The organism is Streptomyces sp. NPDC006314, from assembly GCF_040613075.1.
In the GTDB taxonomy this organism is placed as follows: Bacteria; Actinomycetota; Actinomycetes; order Streptomycetales; family Streptomycetaceae; genus Streptomyces.
Genome location: NZ_JBEXRL010000005.1, coordinates 187,026 through 207,390 on the forward strand (window position 1 = coordinate 187,026; position 20,365 = coordinate 207,390).

Genomic DNA, 20,365 nt, shown 5'->3' on the forward strand with positions numbered 1-20,365 from the left:
GCGCCGGCGGTACTTGAGCGGCGCCCACGACCGAGGGTGCCGCCGGGCAAGGAGGGCCGCATGACCGTACGGCGAGTAATGGGCATCGAGACGGAGTACGGGATCTCCGTCCCCGGCCACCCGAACGCCAATGCCATGCTCACCTCGTCCCAGATCGTCAACGCCTACGCGGCGGCGATGCACCGGGCCCGCCGGGCCCGCTGGGACTTCGAGGAGGAGAATCCGCTGCGGGACGCGCGAGGATTCGACCTCGCCCGGGAGGTCGCCGACGCCAGCCAGCTCACCGATGAGGACATCGGCCTCGCCAACGTGATCCTCACCAACGGCGCACGCCTCTACGTGGACCATGCCCACCCGGAATACAGCGCCCCCGAGGTCACCAACCCCCGCGACGCCGTCCTGTGGGACAAGGCCGGCGAGCGGATCATGGCCGAGGCCGCCGAGCGGGCCGCACAGCTCCCCGGCGCCCAGCCGATCCACCTCTACAAGAACAACACCGACAACAAGGGCGCCTCCTACGGCACGCACGAGAACTACCTGATGAAGCGGGAGACCCCCTTCTCGGACATCGTGCGCCACCTCACGCCCTTCTTCGTCTCCCGCCAGGTCTTCGCGGGCGCCGGCCGCGTCGGCATCGGCCAGGACGGCCACGAACACGGTTTCCAGCTCAGTCAGCGAGCGGACTACTTCGAGGTCGAGGTCGGCCTGGAGACCACGCTCAAGCGCCCGATCATCAACACCCGCGACGAACCGCACGCGGACGCGGAGAAGTACCGCCGCCTGCACGTCATCATCGGCGACGCCAACCTCTCCGAGATCTCCACGTACCTCAAGCTGGGCACGACCGCCCTGGTCCTGTCCATGATCGAGGACGGATTCATCGCGGTGGACCTCGCGGTCGACCAGCCGGTGCGCACCTTGCACCAGGTCTCCCACGACCCCTCGCTGAAGCGCCTGGTCAGCCTGCGCAGCGGCCGCACCCTGACCGCGGTCCAGCTGCAGATGGAGTACTTCGAGCTGGCCCGCAAGTACGTCGAGGAGCGCTACGGCGCCGACGCCGACGACCAGACCAAGGACGTCCTCAGCCGCTGGGAGGACACCCTCACCCGGCTGGAGAACGACCCCATGAGCCTGGCCGGCGAACTGGACTGGGTCGCCAAGCGAGAACTCATGGAGGGCTACCGCCGCCGCGACGACCTCGACTGGGACGCCGCCCGGCTGCACCTGGTCGACCTCCAGTACGCCGACGTGCGGGCCGAGAAGGGCCTCTACAACCGCCTGGTGGCCCGCGGGCGCATCAAGCGCCTCCTGGACGAGGCCGAGGTCGAGCGGGCCCGCACGAAGCCGCCGGAGGACACGCGCGCGTACTTCCGCGGCCGCTGCCTGGAGCAGTACGCGGACGATGTCGCCGCGGCGAGCTGGGACTCGGTGATCTTCGACCTGCCCGGCCGGGATTCGCTGCAGCGCGTTCCAACCCTGGAACCGCTACGCGGAACGCGAAATCACGTCAAGGAGCTGCTGGACCGCTGCCGTACCGCGGAAGACCTGGTCAGGGTCCTGTCCGGCAGCTGAAGGCGATCAGCGGGTACCCGTACCGCCCCGGGCGGACAGGGTGGAAAACCCACCGCCCGGGAATCATCGAGGTGGCCCCCGCACGTTGTGGAAACTGCGGGGCCGATGTCGGACCCGGCTTGTAGGGTCTGATCATCACCGATCGGCAGGCGAACTGAGCGGGGTGAGGGTTATGGCAACCAAGGACACGGGCGGCGGCCAGCAGAAGGCGACGCGCTCCACCGAGGAGGTCGAGGAGCAGGCGCAGGACGCGCAGGCTTCGGAGGACCTCAAGGAGCGGCACGAGAAGCTGAGTGACGACGTGGATTCCGTCCTGGACGAGATCGATGACGTCCTGGAGGAGAACGCGGAGGACTTCGTGCGTTCCTTCGTGCAAAAGGGTGGGCAGTAAGCCTCTTCCGCCTTCGGATCCAGGGTTCGAGGGTGCGGGAGTCGTGAGTGGCCAACGAGCGGTCGAGGGAGTACTGCTCGCGGCCGGAGAAGTCCGGGCCGCGGGCGGTCTTCGTCGCGGGGAAAGGCCTTGGCCGGGCATGTGGATCACCGCCACGAGCCGGGTAAGGTCCGTGGCATACCGTGCTTCAGCTGCAATTCGGCCATCGGCAGGTTCGGAGAGAAGTCCCGGGCCCGTCCGCCGGACTGCTGCCTATGTGGAAGGAAACTTGTGGAAGCCAATACTCGTGGCACCGGGCGTCTACCAGCTGCCTTCCTGACGCCAGGGTCCTCCTCCTTCATGGACTTCCTCTCCGAGCACCAGCCCGAGCTGCTGCCCGGCAACCGGCAGCTGCCGCCCACGCAGGGCGTGATCGAGGCGCCGCACGGGACGACGATCGTCGCCACCACGTTCCCCGGGGGCGTGGTGCTCGCCGGTGACCGGCGGGCGACCATGGGGAACGTCATCGCCCAGCGGGACATCGAGAAGGTCTTCCCGGCGGACGAGTACTCGGCCGTCGGTATCGCCGGCACCGCGGGTCTCGCCGTGGAGATGGTCAAGCTCTTCCAGCTGGAGCTGGAGCACTTCGAGAAGGTCGAGGGTGCCCAGCTGTCGCTGGAGGGCAAGGCGAACCGGTTGTCGACGATGATCCGTTCCAACCTCGGCATGGCCATGCAGGGACTGGCCGTCGTCCCGCTCTTCGCCGGGTACGACGTGGACCGGGGGAAGGGCCGCATCTTCTCCTACGACGTCACGGGTGGCCGTTCCGAGGAGCACAACTTCGCGGCGACGGGTTCCGGTTCGATCTTCGCGCGTGGTGCGATGAAGAAAATGTTCCGCGAGGACCTGACCGAGGAGCAGGCCACCACGCTGGTGGTCCAGGCCCTCTATGACGCGGCAGACGACGACTCGGCGACCGGTGGTCCCGATGTCGCCCGCCGGATCTACCCGATCATCACCGTGATCACCGAGGACGGCTTCCGCCGGCTCTCGGAGGGCGAGTCCTCCGAGCTCTCCCGTGCGGTGCTCCAGCGGCGTCTGGAGGAGCCGGACGGCCCGAAGGCCGCCCTGCTCTGAGGGCGGGCCCGGTTCTCAAGGTGATCCAGTGACCATGACAGAAAGGGACGGATAACCGGTGTCGACGCCGTTCTATGTCTCACCTCAGCAGGCCATGGCCGACCGGGCGGAGTACGCCCGCAAGGGCATCGCCCGGGGCCGCAGCCTGGTCGTGCTGCAGTACGCCGACGGCATCGTGTTCGTCGGGGAGAACCCGTCCCGCGCGCTGCACAAGTTCAGCGAGATCTACGACCGGATCGGCTTCGCGGCCGCCGGCAAGTACAACGAGTACGAGAACCTCCGCATCGGCGGCGTCCGTTACGCCGACCTGCGGGGCTACACCTATGACCGTGACGATGTGACAGCCCGCGGCCTGGCGAACGTCTACGCCCAGACGCTGGGCACCATCTTCTCCTCGGCGGCCGAGAAGCCGTACGAGGTGGAGCTGGTGGTGGCCGAGGTGGGGGAGACCCCCGAGGGCGACCAGATCTACCGGCTGCCGCACGACGGTTCCATCGTGGACGAGCACGGTTCGGTCGCGGTGGGGGGCAACGCCGAGCAGATCAGCAGCTTCCTGGACCAGCGTCACCGCGACGGCATGAGCCTGGCGGAGGCGCTCAAGCTGGCCGTGCAGGCTCTGTCCCGGGACACCAACGGCAGTGAGCGGGAGATCCCCGCCGAACGCCTGGAGGTCGCGGTGCTCGACCGAACGCGTCCGCAGAAGCGCAAGTTCAAGCGCATCGTCGGCCGCCAGCTGGGCCGTCTGCTCGAGGCGGGCGGTGCGTCCACCGAGGCGGAGAGCTCCGAGGAGGAGTAACCCGCCACCCCGGCGTCGCGTTTCCGTGTGCCCCGGCCGGTTCCCCCGGCCGGGGCACACGGCGTTCAGGCCGCCGGTGGCGGCGCCGTGGAGCCCCGGACGACCAGTTCGACCGGGATGTCCTCACGCTCGGGCTCCCGGCCGTCGAGGACGGCCAGGAGGGCGTGCATGCCGCGTTCGCCGAACAGCTCGGCGTCCAGTCGCACGGTCGTCAGTTCGGGATCGAGCGCGGTGGCGAGGGCGAGGTCGTCCAGGCCGGTGACGGAGACGTCCTCGGGGACGTGCAGGCCGAGGCGGCGCAGCGCCTTGTAGGCGCCCGCGGCGAGCTTGTCGTCGTCGCAGACGACCGCCGTCGGGCGGGGGCCGGGGGCGGCGAAGGCGGCCTCGGTGGCGGCCAGGGCGCCCTCGATCGAGATGGGGGCGGCGGCCGTACGGACCTCGGTGCCGGGGACCGCGGCCAGGCGCGCGGTCAGCTCCCGCGCGCGGACCTCGAAGGTCCAGGAGGGCACGTCGGCGGCGAGGTGCAGTACGCGGCGGTGGCCCAGGCCCAGCAGGTGCTCGGCGACCTGGCGGACGCCGTCGGTGATGTCCAGGTTCACGGTGGCGGCGCCCAGGCTGCCCTCGGGGTCGCTGTCGAGCATGACCAGGGGCAGTTGGTCGCCGCGGATCGCGGTGAGGGCGTCGGCTGCCATGGAGGAGGCGATGACGCCGTCCAGCGCGGCCTGTGCGGAGGCGAAGGGGTCGCGGGCGGGGCCGACGCCTTCGGGGGAGGGGTAGAGCACGACGCCGAAGCCGTGCGCCGCGGCGACGCGGGCCGCGCCCGTGTAGACGCCGGCGAAGAACTCCGTGGTCAGGGCCGGGACGACGAGCAGGACGGTGCGGGTACGGCCGAGGCGGAGGTTGCGAGCGGCGAGATTGGGGCGGTAGCCCAGGTCACGGGCGGCTTCCCGGACGCGTTCGGCGGTGGCCTCCGAGACCCGGCCGCGCCACTTGTCGCCCAGCACGAGCGAGACGGCGGCCTGGGATACTCCGGCCGCCTGGGCGACGTCACGGCTGGTCGGGCGCATGCTGCTGCGTGCCACCGTGGGCGTGCTCCTCTTCTTGTGGTTCTTCCGGTCGTTCGCCTCCGGCGCTCCAGCCGGTCTCGAGGCCGCGACCGCGCTCAGCCCCTCGGGCATCCGCGCGCTCGCGCCCCGGACACCGGCGCGCCCTCCGGCTCGCTTCCGTCGTCTGGACGGGTGAACAGCGCACATGGTACGTATGGGAGCGGACGTTATACGTAACACTTCGGTTCGTCGAGGCGTCCCGGCGAGCCCCTGGAGGGCAGGACATGGCCACGGGATACCTGGAGATCCTGCGGGCGCGGCACGCGCTGCGGCTGCTCACCGGCACTCTGGTGGGCCGGCTGCCCAACGCCACCGCCGCGATCGCCCTGGTCCTCTTCGTCCGTGCCGAGGGCGGCACCTACAGCCTCGCGGGCGCCCTCGCGGCCGTGTACGGCGTCGCCAACGCGGTCGGCCAGCCGGTGCTGGGCCGGCTCGTGGACCTGTACGGCCAGCCGCGCGTGCAGCTGCCCGCCGCGGTGCTCGCGGCGCTCGCCATGACGGTCTTCGCCCTCTCCGGCACCGACCCGCTCCCGCTCGCCTACGCGGCCGTCGCCGCGGCCGGCCTGTTCACCCCGCCCCTCGAGGGCGGGCTGCGGGCCCTGTGGCCGACCGTGCTGCGCCGCGAGGAGCAGGTGCACACCGCGTACGCCATGGACGCGGTCGCGCAGGAGATCATGTTCACGGTCGGGCCGCTGCTGGTGACCCTGTGCGCGTCGCTGTGGGACGAGCGCGCCGCCCTGCTCGTGCTGAACCTGCTGGGCGTGCTGGGGGCGCTCTGCGTGGTCGTCTCACCGCCCTCGCGCGCGTGGCGCTCGGCTCCGCGCGAGGCGCACTGGCTGGGCGCCCTGCGCTCGCCCGGCCTGCTGGCGCTGCTCGCCGCCTTCCTGTTCGTCGGCATCGCGCTGGGCTCCATCACGGTCGCCTCGGTGTCGTACGCCGACGGCCACGGCGGTGACGCGGTCTACGGCTGGCTGATGGCCGGGCTCGGTCTCGGGGCGCTGGTCGGCGGCACGGTGTACGGTGCCCGCCAGTGGGCCGGTGCGCCCGAGCGGCGACTGCGTGTCCTGGTGGCGCTTCTGGCGGTGTGTTACCTGCCGCTCATGCTGATGCCGGGCGCGGTCGCCATGGTGCTGCTGAGCGTGGTCTCGGGGGTCTTCCTGGCGCCCTGCATCGCCTGTGCGTTCATCATCGTCGACCGGCACGCTCCGACCGGGACCGTCACCGAGGCTTTCTCCTGGCTTGTGACGACGTTCACCGTGGGCGCCTCGGTCGGAACGGGCCTGGCGGGGCCGGTGGTCCAGACCGGTGGCACGCTGTGGGGTTTCGCGCTGCCGGGGGCGGCGGGGGCCGTGTCCCTGCTGGTCCTGCTCGCCACCGGAGGGGTCCTCGCAGCTCCCGCGCGGGGCGCGGTCGTTGCGGCTTCATCGGAAAATGATCCAAATCGTGCTGCCGAACCCCGTTTCAGCTCAGGGGATCGGGCGTAATGTTCACTCATGGACCGCCGCATTTTCGGGCTGGAGAACGAGTACGGCGTCACATGCACGTTCAGGGGACAGCGCCGCCTGTCTCCTGACGAGGTGGCGCGGTACCTCTTCCGCCGTGTCGTGTCATGGGGCCGCAGCAGCAATGTTTTTCTGCGAAACGGCGCCCGGCTCTATCTCGACGTGGGTTCACATCCGGAATACGCGACACCCGAATGTGACAACGTGACCGAACTGGTCACCCACGACAAGGCCGGCGAGCGCATTCTCGAAGGACTCCTGGTGGACGCGGAACGACGCCTGCACGAGGAGGGAATCGCGGGCGACGTCTACCTCTTCAAGAACAACACCGACTCGGCGGGCAACTCCTACGGCTGCCACGAGAACTATCTGGTGGCGCGGCACGGGGAGTTCTCCCGGCTCGCGGACATCCTCATCCCCTTCCTGGTGACCAGGCAGCTGCTGTGCGGGGCGGGCAAGGTGCTGCAGACCCCGCGCGGCGCGGTGTACTGCGTCAGCCAGCGCGCGGAGCACATCTGGGAGGGCGTCTCCTCGGCGACGACCCGCTCCCGGCCCATCATCAACACGCGCGACGAACCGCACGCGGACGCCGAGCGCTACCGCCGGCTGCACGTCATCGTCGGCGACTCGAACATGTCCGAGACGACCATGCTGCTCAAGGTCGGCGCCACCGACCTGGTGCTGCGCATGATCGAGGCGGGCACCGTGATGCGCGACCTCACGCTGGAGAACCCGATCCGGGCGATCCGCGAGGTCAGCCACGACATCACCGGCCGGCGCAAGGTGCGCCTGGCCAGCGGCCGGGAGGCCTCCGCGCTGGAGGTGCAGCGCGAATACTTCGACAAGGCCGTGGACTTCTGCGACCGCCGGGGCATCCGCACCGGCACGGTCGCGCAGGTCCTGGAGCTGTGGGGCCGCACCCTCGACGCGATCGAGGCCGAGGAACTGGACCGGATCGCCACCGAGATCGACTGGGTCATGAAGTACAAGCTCATCGAGCGGTACCGGGCCAAGCACAACATGACGATGTCGCATCCGCGGGTCGCTCAGATAGACCTCGCCTACCACGACATCCACCGTCGTCGTGGCCTGTACTACCTGCTGGAGAAGAAGGGCCAAGCCGCTCGGATCTGCAACGACTTGAAGATCTTCGAGGGCAAGTCGGTTCCGCCGCAGACCACACGCGCCCGGCTGCGCGGCGACTTCATCCGGCGGGCGCAGGAACAGCGCAGGGACTTCACCGTCGACTGGGTACATCTGAAGCTCAACGACCAGGCACAGCGCACCGTGTTGTGCAAGGACCCCTTCCGTTCGGTGGACGACCGGGTGGAGAAGCTGATCGCCGGAATGTAGTGAAAAGCGGGTGAGTCAAGCGTTTGGGCACCGAAATGCCGGAACGCCACACGGGCGCCGTACGTTTCCGGTACGGCGCCCTCCCTACGCCGTAGAGTTGCGCGCACGCCATCCACAAGATCGACCGATAACGAGGCTCTTCCGTGCGCCGACGCTCACTCCTCCTCGCCGCCCTCCCCGCCGGACTGGTCACACTCGCCGGATGCGGAGACGACAAGTCCGGATCCAGCAAGGTCAGCGCCTCGCCGTCGCCCTCGAGCGCACCCCCGCCGAAGATCGTGGACGGGCCGTTGCCGGCGATCACGGCGGGCCCGAAGTTCGGCGAGAAGCCGACCATCGCCAAGGGGACGGGGGAGCCGTCGAAGAACCTCGCGGTGAAGACGCTGATCGCGGGCAGTGGCCGCACGGTCGCGCAGAACGAGTTCATCCTGGCGAACTACCTGGGCCAGATCTGGGACACCGGCAAGGTCTTCGACAACTCCTACGACCGGGGGCGCCCGCTGCTCATGCAGCTCGCCCAGGGCACCATCATCGACGGCTGGCGGTACGCCCTGACGGGCAAGAAGACCGGCAGCCGGATCGAGATCGCCGTACCGCCCACCTACGGCTACGGCACGTCGGGCCAGCCGCAGGCGGGCATCAAGGGCACCGACACTCTGGTGTTCGTCATCGATCTGGTCGAGTCCTTCAACTCCCAGAGCTCCGCCAAGGGCAAGCCGGCCGCACAGAGCGACGCGGTGCTGCCGAAGGTGGCCACCAACACCGACGGCAAGGTGCCCAAGGTCACCGTCCCCAAGACGGACCCGCCGAAGAAGCTCGTGTCGGCCTACGTCCTGGAAGGCGACGGCGCCGAGGTGAAGGCCGAACAGACGGTCCTGTGCCAGTTCCAGGGCCTGGTCTGGGACAGCGGCAAGACGTTTCAGCAGACCTATGGCTCGGGCCGGCTCAGCCAGTTCTCGATCGAACAGATGCAGCAGACGGTCAAGGGGCTGGCGCAGGGCCTGACCGGCAAGAAGGTCGGCAGCCGGATCCTGGTCGTCGTACCGCCGGAGCTGGGCTACGGCGACACCCCGCCGACCGGCGGAGTGATCAAGAAGGGCTCCACCCTCGTGTTCACCGTGGACATCCTCGCCGCGATGTAGGGCGCGGGCCGGCCGTGGCGGGCGGAAGCGCTGCGGGGATGAAAGACTGTCGGCGTTTCGTGTCGTACACAAGCAGGAGCTTTTGACGTGAGCATCGAGAAGCCTGAGATCGACTTCCCGGGCGGCGAGCCCCCGGCGGACCTCGAGATCAAGGACATCTGGGAGGGCGACGGGCCGGTTGCGCAGGCGGGCCAGACCGTCACCGTCCACTACGTGGGTGTCGCCTTCAGCACCGGCGAGGAGTTCGATGCCAGCTGGAACCGGGGCACCCCGTTCCGTTTCCCGCTGGGCGCGGGCCGAGTCATCCAGGGCTGGGACAAGGGTGTGCAGGGCATGAAGGTCGGCGGCCGCCGCCAGCTGACCATCCCCGCCCACCTCGCCTACGGCAACCAGAGCCCGACCCCGGCGATCAAGCCCGGCGAGACCCTGATCTTCGTGGTGGACCTGCTCGGGGTCTGATCCACCGGCGGGGTCCGACCGGATCCGATCAGCTGGGGCCCATGCCTGTTCGGGCATGGGCCCTCGGCTTTGCCACCGCACTGCGGAGCGGTACGGTCATCGGTCGTAAGCACCATAGGGGAGGCGAAGGGCGTCGATGGCCATTGCCAAGGCCGAGCGGCTGATGAACCTCGCGCTGTGCCTGCTCGGCACCCGGCGGCCGCTCAGCAAGCGCGAGCTGCGCGATTCCATTGAGGCATACGTCGAGGCCTCCAGGCCGGACAAGGGTGCGGCCTCCAGGCCGGACAAGGGTGCGGCCGCTTCCGACGACTCCTTCAACCGCATGTTCGAGCGGGACAAGGACGACCTGCGCGAGCTGGGCCTGGTCATCGAGACCGTCGAGAATATCGACGGCGAGGTCGGCTATCTCGCCCGCCGTGGCAGCAACCGGTTGCCGCCCATCACCCTGGACGCCGAGGAAGCCGCCGCCCTGGGCCTGGCCGCCAAGGTGTGGCAGCAGGCCCGCCTGGCCGGCGCGGCCAGCGGCGCCCTGCAGAAGCTGCGCGCCGCGGGCCTCCCCGAGGACGTCGACCCGTACGAGGCGCACGGTGCCCTGGAACCGCGCATCCCGGTGCACGAGGCCGCCTTCGAGCCGCTGATGCTGGCCTGCCGTGACCGCCGCCCGGTCGTCTTCGACTACCGCAAGGCCTCCGCCGCCCACCCCGAGCCCCGGCACGTCGAGCCGTGGGCGCTGGAGTGCTGGCGCGGCCACTGGTACCTGGCCGGCTTCGACCGCGACCGGGGTGCCGAGCGTGTGTTCCGGCTCTCCCGGATCACCGGCAGGGTCCGCTCCCGTGGTACGGGCTTCACCGCACCCGTGCCGGACGTCGTCACCGTGCGTGAGACCGTCGCTGGCTGGGCGGGTGAGATCGCCGACCGCTCGGCGCTGATCCGGCTCCGCTGCGGCGCCGGTTTCCCCCTTCGGGCGAAGGCCACCAGGGTGCGGGACCTCGGCGACGGCTGGGACGAGTTGGAGATTCCGTACGGGCACGGCCTGGACGCCTGGCTGGTGGAGTTCGGGCCGGACGTGGTGGTCCTGGAGCCGGCCGAGCTGCGGGCCGATGTGGTGGACCGGCTGCGTGCCGTGGCCAAGGGCTGAGGGGGAGCAGAACTGTGGCAGGCAAACCGGTCAGGCCCGCGAACGCCATCGACCAGACCCGGCGGATGCTGTCCCTGGTGACCTACCTCCGGGAGCGCCCCGGCGCCCGGATCGCGGACGTCGCGCGGGCCTTCGGCATCACCGAGGACGAGCTGGTCGCCGACCTCGATCTGCTGCCGATGTGCGGCACCAGCTTCCGTGGCGGCGACCTGCTGGACATCGACACAGACGGCGAGCGCATCTGGTGGCACAACCCGGCCGCGCTCGGCGAGGAGGCGGCCGAGCCGCTGCGGCTCGCCGCCGACGAGGCCACCGCGCTACTGGTGGCCGCCCGTGCGGTCTCCACGCTGCCGGGCCTGCGTGAAGGCGACCGCCAGGCCCTGCTGCGGGCCACCGCCAAGGTGGAGGCCGCTGCCGGTGAAGCCGCCGGCGCCAGCTCCCGCCTGTCGGTGACCTTCGAGTCCGAGGGCGGGGTGTTCGCCGACGTCGACCGGGCCATCTCCGAGCGCCGTCGGCTGTGGATCCGCTACTACTCTCCGGCCCGCGACGAGGTCACCGAGCGCGAGATCGACCCGATCCGCCTGGTCAGTGTCGGCCACACCTACGTCGAGGCCTGGTGCCGGCGCTCGGAGGCCCGGCGCACCTTCCGGCTCGACCGGGTCGCCGAGATCAAGGTCCTCGACGAGCCGTCCGCGCCGCCGGAGATAGAGCTGCGCGACCTCTCCGAGGGCCTGGTGCAGCCGGCCGCCGAGGATCCGGAGGTCGTGGTCGAGGTCGGCCCCGGCGGCCGCTGGGTCGCCGAGTACTACCCGCACGACAGCGCCGATGAGCTTCCCGACGGCGGGCTCCGTATCACTCTGCGCACCCCCGATCCGGCCTCCCTGCGCCGGCTGGCGCTGCGGCTCGGCCGCGACGGCCGGATCGTCTCCCCGCCCGAGCTGGCCGACAGCGCCCGCCGGTCGGCCCGCGAGGCACTGGCGGCGTACGACGGCCCGCCGGACACGGTGTGGGGTGGCGATGGCCGACACGAGGGTCGGGAGTGAGCCGCAGGGGCGCGCCGGTGCCGAGGCGCATGGGGGTTGCCCGCGTGTGCGTGGAGGAGCGCGGAGGCACGAAGGGCTGAGCGCCGTCGCCCCTCGACTCAGGCTGCGGCGCCCCGAAGGCGAACGACCAGGGAATGAGGAGCGAGGGCTGTGAGCGAGTCTCCGGTGTCCGGTGCGGGTGAGATGACGGTGGCGGCCGCCTTCGCCGGCATGAGGAGAGTGGTCCCCGTGGTGTTCCGGGCCGGCTGCCCGGACTGCCGGGGCCGCTTCGAACTCGCCGCGAGCGCCTTGCGCCTCGCCATCGGTGCCACCAGCCGGACGACGTTCTACTCGTTCACCTGCCCCCAGTGCGGTGCCGCCGTGCGCAAGCCCGCGGGGGAGCGCATCGTCGAACTGCTCACCGGCGGCGGTGTCAGGACCCTGCGGCTGCACTCCACGGTCTAGGACGGTCTAGGCTCGACGTCATGTTCTGGCCGATGTTCGCGGTAGCCGTGGGTTTCCTGGGTCTCGCCGTCCTCGGCGTGCTCGCCGTCCGGGTCTTCCTGGAGGCGCGACGCCTCGGGCAGCAGGTGGAGGCCTCCGCGCGCCGCATCAACAGGGCGGCAGAGGATCTGGAGCGGGCGGCCCTGAGCGCGGCGCGCGCCGTGGACACGCTGTGAGGGCCGCCCCGCATGGCCGGCGCGTCCCCGGTGCCCGTGCGCTGTCGGTCACTTCGCCCTGTCACCTTGCCCACCCGGCCAGGTACGCTGCTGGTCGCGGCCCGAGAAAGAGGCGCGGTCCGCAGAGCAGGAGTACGCCCTGGGATTGTCCCGCGTTCACCCCCAGGCGTTACGATCGCAGCCAGCATGACGTTCGGACAACTGTCCGACCTGCCGGACATGCCCGCCTCGATGAGAAGGTGAAGATTTATGTTCCGCAACGGACTTGAGCCGTGGCACCTGCTGGTCCTCGTTCTGGTGATCGTCCTTGTGTTCGGCTCCAAGAAGCTCCCGGAGATGGCGCGCTCGCTCGGCAAGTCCGCCCGCATCCTGAAGAGCGAGGCGAAGGCGATGAAGGACGACGGCAAGCAGTCCGCCGGCACCGCCCAGTCCGCCGAGGAGCCCGCTCCGGCTCAGCGCACGATCCAGGCCGCCCCCGGCGACGTGACCAGCTCCCGCCCGGTCAGCGAGCCGACGGACACGACCCAGCGCTGACGCGAGGGCCGGGGGCATCCGGTCCGCTGCACGAGATGAGGATGTGGGTTGCTCAAGTCTGCCCGCAAGAAGGAGAGGGATCCCGAGGGGCGGATGCCGCTCGCGGATCACTTGCGTGAGCTGCGTAACCGGCTCGCGAAGGGTGTTCTGGCGATCCTGGTCGTCACGATCGCGGCGGCGTTCTTCTACAGGGACATCGTCAACTTCATCACCGAGCCGGTGCTCAACGAGATCGGCTGTCACCAGTCCTTCGGTGAGCTTGTCAAGGCCAAGAACGCCCACTGCGCGCACATCACCGTCAGCGGCCTGCTGGCGCCGTTCACCCTGGCCCTGAAGGTCTCCCTGATGGCCGGTGTCGTGCTCGCGTCGCCGGTCTGGCTCTACCAGCTGTGGGCGTTCGTCGCGCCGGGCCTGCACCGCAACGAGAAGAAGTACGCCTACGCCTTCGTCGGTTTCGGCTTCCCGCTCTTCCTCGGCGGCGGCTACCTGGCCTTCCACGTGCTGCCCACCACGGCGCGGGTGATGATCGACCTCACGCCGAGCGGCGCCGAGAACCTGCTGCCGCTGGACGACCTGCTGGATCTGGTCACCCGCATGATCGTCGTCTTCGGCCTCGCCTTCGAGATGCCGTTGCTGCTGGTCATGCTCAACCTCACCGGCGTCCTGTCCGGCCAGCGCATGCTGGGCTGGTGGCGCGGCATGGTCGTCGGCATCACCGCCTTCGCGGCCGTGGCCACGCCCAGCCCCGACCCGATGACGATGCTGGCGCTGGCGGCGCCGATCTGGGCGCTCTACTTCGTCGCCGTGGCCATCGCGCTGCTCAACGACCGGCGCAGGGCCCGCCGCGAGGCCGTGGGCCCGGGGGACGACGAGGCGTCCGAGCTGGACCTCACGCCCGAGGAGATCGGCGAGGTGGAGGCGGTGACCGCGAGCACGGCCCCCGAACTGCCCGGCACGGGCCGGGTCAACGGCTACGACGACGTGACCTGATCGCTCACCGAGCCGCTGCGCGATGCCCCCGTCCCCAGGGACGGGGGCATTCGTCTGCCGTCGCTCAGCCCGGGTTCCGGATAATGATCGTCCTGTTGTCGGTGGGGCCCGGTACGCTCGAACGTACGATGACAGAGGATCTCTCACCGGCCGAGCGGTACGCGGCGGCCCGCAGGCGGGCAGCCGAGCAGGCCACCGCGCTCGCGTCCTTCCGCGAGATGTACGACTTCGGCCTCGACCCCTTCCAGATCGAGGCCTGCCAGGCACTCGAGGCGGGGAAGGGCGTGCTGGTGGCCGCCCCCACCGGTTCGGGCAAGACGATCGTGGGCGAGTTCGCCGTCCACCTCGCCCTCAAGCAGGGCAAGAAGTGCTTCTACACGACACCCATCAAGGCGCTGTCGAACCAGAAGTACGCCGACCTGTGCCGCCGCTACGGCGCCGAGAAGGTCGGCCTGCTCACCGGCGACAACAGCGTGAACTCCGGCGCCCCCGTGGTCGTGATGACCACCGAGGTGCTGCGGAACATGCTCTACGCCGGCTCGCAGACCCTCCTCGGCCTCGGCTATGTGGTCATGGACGAGGTGCACTACCTCTCCGACCGCTTCCGTGGCGCCGTCTGGGAGGAAGTGATCATCCACCTGCCCGAGTCGGTGACCCTGGTGTCGCTCTCGGCGACCGTGTCCAACGCCGAGGAGTTCGGTGACTGGCTGGACACCGTCCGTGGCGACACCGAGGTGATCGTCTCCGAGCACCGGCCCGTGCCGCTGTTCCAGCACGTGCTCGCCGGGCGCCGGATGTACGACCTGTTCGAGGAGGGCGAGGGCCACAGGAAGGCCGTCAACCCCGACCTCGTACGCCTCGCCCGCATGGAGGCCACCCGGCCGTCGTACCAGGACCGCCGACGCGGCCGGTCGATGCGCGAGGCCGATCGGGAGCGGGAGCGCAGACAGCGCTCGCGCGTGTGGACGCCGGGCCGGCCCGAGGTCATCGAGCGCCTCGACTCCGAGGGTCTGCTGCCCGCCATCACCTTCATCTTCAGCCGTGCCGCCTGCGAGGCCGCCGTCCAGCAGTGCCTGTACGCGGGCCTCAGGCTCAACGACGAGGAGGCGCGGGAACAGGTCCGCGCCCTGGTCGAGGAGCGGACCGCATCCATTCCGCCGGAGGACCTGCACGTCCTCGGCTACTACGAGTGGCTGGAGGGCCTGGAGCGCGGCATCGCCGCCCACCACGCGGGCATGCTGCCCACCTTCAAGGAGGTCGTCGAGGAGCTGTTCGTACGCGGCCTGGTCAAGGCCGTGTTCGCCACCGAGACCCTCGCCCTCGGCATCAACATGCCCGCCCGCTCCGTGGTGCTGGAGAAACTCGTCAAGTGGAACGGCGAGCAGCACGCCGACATCACCCCCGGCGAGTACACCCAGCTGACCGGCCGCGCGGGCCGGCGGGGCATCGACATCGAGGGCCACGCCGTCGTGCTGTGGCAGCGCGGGATGAGCCCCGAGCACCTCGCCGGTCTCGCGGGCACGCGCACGTACCCGCTGCGCTCCAGCTTCAAGCCGTCGTACAACATGGCGGTCAACCTGGTCGAGCAGTTCGGGCGGCACCGCTCGCGCGAGCTGCTGGAGACCTCCTTCGCGCAGTTCCAGGCCGACAAGTCGGTCGTCGGGATCTCCCGGCAGGTGCAGCGCAACGAGGAGGGTCTGGAGGGTTACAAGGCCTCCATGAACTGCCACCTCGGCGACTTCGAGGAATACGCGCGGCTGCGCCGCGAGCTGAAGGACCGGGAGACCGAGCTGGTCCGGCAGGGCGCGAACCAGCGGCGGGCCGAGGCGGCCGTCGCCCTGGAGAAGCTCAAGCCGGGCGATGTCATCCACGTGCCCACGGGCAAGTACGCCGGCCTGGCCCTGGTGCTCGACCCAGGCCTGCCCGCCGGGCGCTCCAACGGCCACCGGGACTTCGACCACCATGACGGACCGCGCCCGCTGGTGCTGACCGCCGAACGGCAGGTCAAGCGGCTGGCGTCCATGGACTTCCCGGTGCCGGTGGAGCCGCTGGACCGGATGCGGATCCCGAAGTCCTTCAACCCGCGTTCCCCGCAGTCCCGCCGGGACCTCGCCTCCGCGCTGCGGACCAAGGCCGGGCACGTCCCGCCGGAGCGGGCCCGCAAGAAGCGGTCGCAGGCCGCCGACGACCGCGAGATCGCGCGGCTGCGCACCGCCATCCGGGCCCATCCCTGCCACGGGTGCAACGACCGGGAGGATCACGCGCGTTGGGCCGAGCGCTACCACCGGCTGCTGCGCGACACCTCGCAACTGGAGCGGCGCATCGAGGGCCGCACGAACACCATCGCGCGCACCTTCGACCGGATCGTGGCCCTGCTGACCGAGATGGACTACCTGCGCGGCGACGAGGTCACCGAGCACGGCAAGCGGCTCGCGCGGCTGTACGGCGAACTCGACCTGCTGTCCAGCGAATGCCTGCGCGAGGGTGTCTGGGAGGGGCTCGCTCCCGCCGAACTGGCTGCATGCGTCTCGGCGTTGGTGTACGAGGCGCGGGTCGGTGACGACGCGCTGGCACCCAAGCTGCCCTCGGGCAAGGCGAAGGCCGCGCTTGCTGAGATGGTCCGGATCTGGGGCCGGCTCGACGCTCTGGAGGAGGACTTCCGGATCAGCCAGACCGAGGGTGTCGGGCAGCGGGAGCCGGATCTCGGGTTCGCCTGGGCCGCGTACATGTGGGCTTCCGGAAAGGGGCTCGACGAGGTGCTGCGGGAGGCGGACATGCCCGCGGGCGACTTCGTGCGGTGGTGCAAGCAGGTGATCGACGTGCTCGGACAGATCTCGGCGGCGGCGTCCTCCGAGGGCTCGACCGTGGCCAAGAGCGCGCGTAAGGCCGTGGATCAGTTGCTGCGGGGTGTGGTCGCCTACTCGTCGGTGGGGTGATCCCCGGGTCCGCGGGTGCGGGGACGCTGCGGCTGGAAGCGTAGTTCCCCGCGCCCCTGGCCGAGTTGCCCCGAGCGGTGCAGCGAGAAGCACCGCCGGCCGGCCGGGCTGCGTGATGTCCTCGTCCCGTACCGGGGACGCGGAGCCCTCGGGTGAGGGACGTTCGCGGTCAGAAGTGCGACGTCAAGTGTGACGTCCTGTCCCGCCCGGACATCTGAGACTCTTTGCCCCTTCACGGTGAGTGACTTTCGCACGCCCGTGCGCCGTGACCGAACGTGTGCGAATGAACGCGTGGCGTGTAAATGCAGTCGAGCGTACTCCTGTTGCGCGGGCGATTTCAGGTGCTTGCCGAATATGACACGGCGATGATCCGGTCGGACTAGGCTCGCCCGCGGCGCACCGAGTTGAGGTGAATTCGTGCGCTTGTTCCCAAACATCCGGAAGATCCCGTCAGTTCCATGAACCTTCCCCCCAAACGCCTCCCCGACACCCAGCCGACTCGTCTCAGAAGGCATCCATGGTGAGTGTTCAGAAGCCTCCCGGTCGCCGTGAACGTCCCTACACGCGCGTGCTGTTGCCCCCGGCCATATTGATGGCCGCCGCGAGCGGAGCCGCCGTGGCCCTCGTACCGGCGCCGGCCCGGCTCGCCGTCGGCCTGTGCGGGGGGCTGGCCGTGCTGCTGGTGCTCGTCACGGGTGCGGAAGCCGCCCGCCGCGGCCGCAGGATCCGCGAGGCGCAGACCGAGCACGCCCGTCACGCCGCGTATCTGGAGCACCGGCTCGCCGCCCATGACGAGCTGATCGACCGCTTCGCCACCGACATCCTGCCCACCGGTCTGCTCCGGCTGCGCGCCGGAGAGCCGCTTCGGGAGGTGCTGCTCAACGTCTACGACGTGGACCCCGAGCTGCGCGGCCTGCCCGAGTCGTACCGCGAGATGTTCCGCATCGCGCTGCGCGGCGCCGACCACGAGATCTCGATGCGCGACGCCACCGAACGCTCCTTCGTGAGCATCGCCCGCCGCGTCCAGGCCATCGTCCACCAACAGGCCAAGGAACTACGGGAGATGGAGGAGGACCACGGCCGCAACCCCGAGGTCTTCGACGACCTGCTCCGGCTCGACCACGGCACCTCGCTGATCGGCCGGCTCGCCGACACCATCTCGGTCCTCGGCGGCGGCCGCCCCGGCCGTCAGTGGCCCCTGCCGGTCTCCCTCTACAGCGTGCTGCGCGGCGCCATGTCCCGCATCCTCGAGTACCGCCGCATCGAGCTGAGCTCGATCGTCAACATCAACATCAAGGGCACCGCCGTCGAGCCGGTCATCCACGCCGCCGCCGAACTCCTCGACAACGCCACCCGCTACTCGCCGCCCTCGACCAAGGTGCACGTCACCGCCGTCGAGGTGCAGGCAGGCATCGCCGTCGAGATCGAGGACGCCGGCGTCAGCCTGACCGAGGAGTCCCGCGCCCGCATCGAGCGGATGATCGAGGACGCCAAGAACGGCGACGACGCGCAGAACCTCGGCGAGAACCCGCGGCTCGGCCTCGCCGTCGTCGGCCGGCTCTGCAAGCACTTCGACATGGAGGTCTCGCTGCGTGCCTCCGCCTATGGTGGCGTCCGCGCGATCCTCATCATCCCGCGCGTCATGACCACCACCGAGCCGGGCGTCGGCGCCGCGCACGGCATCGGCGCCACCGGTGTACCGCAGCCCGAACTCGGTGCCGTCGAGGGCCCCAAGCGCCCGCCCAAGAAGCGCCGCCCCACCAGCCCCAAGATTCCCGCCGGGATCTCCATGGAGGACGACGTCCCCGAGGTCACCGAGTGGACCGCGGGCGGTCTGCCGCAGCGCCGCAGCCGCGTGAAGACCCCGCTCAGCCAGCGGTACGCCGAACAGGCCGCCATCGAGCGCGCCGAGCGTGAGGGCAGGCCGACCATCTGGTCCCAGACCAGGACCGAGCCGGAACCCGAGCCCGAGATCGACCCCGAGCGCAGGAAACTCATGGACCGGCCGCCGGGCATGTGGATGGAAGCGTTCTGGGACGGACTGCGGAAGGGCATGCCCGAGGACGCCACCGCGTCCGAACTGACCGACTTCACGCTCCACCCGACCAAGTACGTGCATCTGCTCAACGATTCGGACGACCCCGCCGAGGGCGCCACCGAGGCCGACGACGAGGGGAACCTCAAGTGATCCAGCAGCGTGCGAACCTGGACTGGATGCTCAAGCAGCTCAACGACGGTGTGCCGGGCATCGAGATGATCGTGGTCCTGTCCGCCGACGGACTGCGCATCGCCCGCTACGGCGGCGAACCCGACGCCGCGGACCGTGTGGCCGCCGCCTGCGCGGGCGTGCAGAGCCTGGCCGGTGCCATCATCCAGGAGATCCCCGGCGCCGGCGAGATGAAGGTCGTCGTCATCGAGATCGACGGCGGCTACTTCTACCTCATGAACGCCGGTGCCAACGCCTACCTCGCCGTGCTCGCCGACGTGACCTGCGAGCCGGGCCGGATGAGCGGAATGATGCGCGACCTCGTCGTCCGGATCGGCGCCCACCTCACCAGTCCGCCCCGGCGGAACGGGCAGACCGTATGACTCCTCCACGACGCAAACGGCGGCGGTCGCCGCAACCGCCGCCCCCGCCGCCCCCCAAACCGGCGGACGGCGAGGAGACGCCCAGAAACCCCGAACGGCTGTACACCATCGCCGGATCCGCTGACGGGGGCCGGGCCGAACTCGACCTCGTGACGTTGATCGTGGCACGTTCCGCGCCTCCGCCTGCCGCCTCACCGGAGCAGGCGGTGGTGCTCCGGCTCTGTACCACCCCCCTGTCCGTGGCCGAGCTCTCGGCCTATCTCCAACTGCCGTTCAGCGCGATGACCGTACTGATCACCGAGCTGATCGCGGCCGAGCTGGTGCAGGCGCGCGCCCCGATCGTCCGCCAGGCGCTCCCCGACCGTTCACTCCTCGAAGCGGTGATGCATGGACTTCAAAGGCTCTGACACCCTCCCCGGCCCGCGCACCGAGGACCAGCTGCCGCACACGGCCCAGGCCGCGGTGAAGATCGTGATCGTGGGCGGGTTCGGCGTCGGCAAGACCACCATGGTCGGTTCCGTCAGCGAGATCAGACCGCTGACCACCGAGGAGACGATGACCCAGGCCGGCATCGGCGTCGACGACAACTACGGCTCGGAATCCAAGACGGCCACCACCGTGGCCATGGACTTCGGCCGCATCAGCATCACCGACAAGCTGGTGCTCTACCTCTTCGGCACCCCCGGCCAGGAGCGCTTCTGGTTCCTGTGGAACGGCCTCTTCGAAGGCGCCCTCGGGGCGGTCGTCCTGGTCGACACCCGGCGCCTGGAAGTCAGCTTCGACGTCATGGGCCGGCTGGAGGAACGCGGCGTGCCGTTCGTCGTCGCCGTCAACTCCTTCCCGGACGCCCCCCGTTACCCCGTCGAGGAACTGCGCACCGCGCTGGACCTGGCCCCGGGTATCCCGATCATCGACTGCGACGTGCGCCGCCGGGCCTCCAGCAAGGACGTACTGATGACCCTCATGCGCTTCCTGCACTCCCTCGCCCTGTCCGGCGCCCTCACCTGACCCGCAGCCGACCCACCGCCACACCATCCGT

The 20,365-nt window shown here is 70.0% G+C and carries 20 protein-coding genes and 1 pseudogene; 20 read left to right on the forward strand and 1 reads right to left on the reverse strand.

Annotated elements, in window-relative coordinates; translation table 11 throughout:
* The first annotated feature begins 60 nt into the window (after nt 1–60).
* The 5 genes and pseudogenes from dop (at nt 61) to prcA (ending at nt 3,875) form a co-directional block, all read left to right on the forward strand.
* Nucleotides 61–1,572, forward strand: coding sequence for a depupylase/deamidase Dop (dop, locus tag ABZ079_RS11205; protein ID WP_356939156.1), 1,512 nt, complete (start codon nt 61–63; stop codon nt 1,570–1,572).
* A 172-nt stretch (nt 1,573–1,744) separates the two neighbouring features.
* Nucleotides 1,745–1,963, forward strand: a complete 219-nt coding sequence (locus ABZ079_RS11210; RefSeq protein WP_030608326.1) for a ubiquitin-like protein Pup — start codon at nt 1,745–1,747, stop codon at nt 1,961–1,963.
* A 126-nt stretch (nt 1,964–2,089) separates the two neighbouring features.
* Nucleotides 2,090–2,282: pseudogene (locus tag ABZ079_RS11215) on the forward strand (endonuclease domain-containing protein); the annotation flags it as partial.
* Nucleotides 2,234–3,079: a proteasome subunit beta gene (prcB, locus tag ABZ079_RS11220; protein WP_356939157.1), complete on the forward strand. Its 846-nt coding sequence runs from the start codon at nt 2,234–2,236 to the stop codon at nt 3,077–3,079. The pseudogene ABZ079_RS11215 and the gene prcB, both read left to right, overlap by 49 nt.
* Nucleotides 3,080–3,137: 58 nt before the next feature.
* Nucleotides 3,138–3,875, forward strand: coding sequence for a proteasome subunit alpha (prcA, locus tag ABZ079_RS11225; protein ID WP_356939158.1), 738 nt, complete (start codon nt 3,138–3,140; stop codon nt 3,873–3,875).
* Between the two features lie 65 nt (nt 3,876–3,940).
* On the opposite strand, the gene ABZ079_RS11230 is transcribed toward prcA, so the two are convergent.
* Nucleotides 3,941–4,957 carry a LacI family DNA-binding transcriptional regulator gene (locus ABZ079_RS11230; RefSeq protein ID WP_356939159.1) on the reverse strand — a complete coding sequence of 339 codons (1,017 nt, stop codon included), beginning with the start codon at nt 4,955–4,957 and terminating at the stop codon, nt 3,941–3,943.
* A gap of 248 nt (nt 4,958–5,205) precedes the next feature.
* Between ABZ079_RS11230 and ABZ079_RS11235 the strand changes: the two genes are divergently transcribed.
* The 15 genes from ABZ079_RS11235 to ABZ079_RS11305 all read left to right on the forward strand — a co-directional run bounded on the left by ABZ079_RS11235 (nt 5,206) and on the right by ABZ079_RS11305 (nt 20,334).
* Nucleotides 5,206–6,465: an MFS transporter gene (locus ABZ079_RS11235; RefSeq protein WP_356939160.1), complete on the forward strand. Its 1,260-nt coding sequence runs from the start codon at nt 5,206–5,208 to the stop codon at nt 6,463–6,465.
* 9 nt (nt 6,466–6,474) lie between these two features.
* Complete coding sequence (gene pafA, locus ABZ079_RS11240) at nt 6,475–7,836, forward strand: Pup--protein ligase (RefSeq protein ID WP_356939161.1); 1,362 nt, start codon at nt 6,475–6,477, stop codon at nt 7,834–7,836.
* 143 nt (nt 7,837–7,979) lie between these two features.
* Nucleotides 7,980–8,978: an FKBP-type peptidyl-prolyl cis-trans isomerase gene (locus ABZ079_RS11245; protein WP_356939162.1), complete on the forward strand. Its 999-nt coding sequence runs from the start codon at nt 7,980–7,982 to the stop codon at nt 8,976–8,978.
* Between the two features lie 87 nt (nt 8,979–9,065).
* Complete coding sequence (locus ABZ079_RS11250; RefSeq protein WP_356939163.1) at nt 9,066–9,437, forward strand: FKBP-type peptidyl-prolyl cis-trans isomerase; 372 nt, start codon at nt 9,066–9,068, stop codon at nt 9,435–9,437.
* 136 nt (nt 9,438–9,573) lie between these two features.
* Entirely contained in the window at nt 9,574–10,575 is a 1,002-nt protein-coding gene (locus tag ABZ079_RS11255; protein ID WP_356939164.1) for a WYL domain-containing protein, read from the forward strand.
* A gap of 14 nt (nt 10,576–10,589) precedes the next feature.
* Nucleotides 10,590–11,618 carry a WYL domain-containing protein gene (locus ABZ079_RS11260; protein ID WP_356939165.1) on the forward strand — a complete coding sequence of 343 codons (1,029 nt, stop codon included), beginning with the start codon at nt 10,590–10,592 and terminating at the stop codon, nt 11,616–11,618.
* 150 nt (nt 11,619–11,768) lie between these two features.
* A complete protein-coding gene (locus ABZ079_RS11265; RefSeq protein WP_356939166.1) occupies nt 11,769–12,062 on the forward strand; it encodes a hypothetical protein in 294 nt (97 codons plus the stop codon).
* A gap of 20 nt (nt 12,063–12,082) precedes the next feature.
* Entirely contained in the window at nt 12,083–12,277 is a 195-nt protein-coding gene (locus ABZ079_RS11270) for a hypothetical protein (RefSeq protein WP_356939167.1), read from the forward strand.
* A 249-nt stretch (nt 12,278–12,526) separates the two neighbouring features.
* Nucleotides 12,527–12,811 carry a Sec-independent protein translocase subunit TatA gene (gene tatA / locus ABZ079_RS11275; RefSeq protein WP_356939168.1) on the forward strand — a complete coding sequence of 95 codons (285 nt, stop codon included), beginning with the start codon at nt 12,527–12,529 and terminating at the stop codon, nt 12,809–12,811.
* Between the two features lie 48 nt (nt 12,812–12,859).
* A complete protein-coding gene (tatC, locus tag ABZ079_RS11280; protein ID WP_356939169.1) occupies nt 12,860–13,801 on the forward strand; it encodes a twin-arginine translocase subunit TatC in 942 nt (313 codons plus the stop codon).
* Between the two features lie 83 nt (nt 13,802–13,884).
* On the forward strand, nt 13,885–16,737 hold the full coding sequence (locus ABZ079_RS11285) for a DEAD/DEAH box helicase (RefSeq protein ID WP_356939170.1): 2,853 nt from the start codon (nt 13,885–13,887) through the stop codon (nt 16,735–16,737).
* Nucleotides 16,738–17,254: 517 nt separating this feature from the next.
* Nucleotides 17,255–18,925 carry an ATP-binding protein gene (locus ABZ079_RS11290; RefSeq protein WP_356939171.1) on the forward strand — a complete coding sequence of 557 codons (1,671 nt, stop codon included), beginning with the start codon at nt 17,255–17,257 and terminating at the stop codon, nt 18,923–18,925.
* Nucleotides 18,922–19,326, forward strand: coding sequence for a roadblock/LC7 domain-containing protein (locus ABZ079_RS11295; protein WP_356939172.1), 405 nt, complete (start codon nt 18,922–18,924; stop codon nt 19,324–19,326). The genes ABZ079_RS11290 and ABZ079_RS11295 overlap by 4 nt, the downstream gene beginning before the upstream one ends.
* Complete coding sequence (locus ABZ079_RS11300; protein ID WP_356939173.1) at nt 19,323–19,733, forward strand: DUF742 domain-containing protein; 411 nt, start codon at nt 19,323–19,325, stop codon at nt 19,731–19,733. The genes ABZ079_RS11295 and ABZ079_RS11300 overlap by 4 nt, the downstream gene beginning before the upstream one ends.
* Entirely contained in the window at nt 19,714–20,334 is a 621-nt protein-coding gene (locus ABZ079_RS11305; protein WP_356939174.1) for an ATP/GTP-binding protein, read from the forward strand. The genes ABZ079_RS11300 and ABZ079_RS11305 overlap by 20 nt, the downstream gene beginning before the upstream one ends.
* The last annotated feature ends 31 nt before the right edge of the window (nt 20,335–20,365 follow it).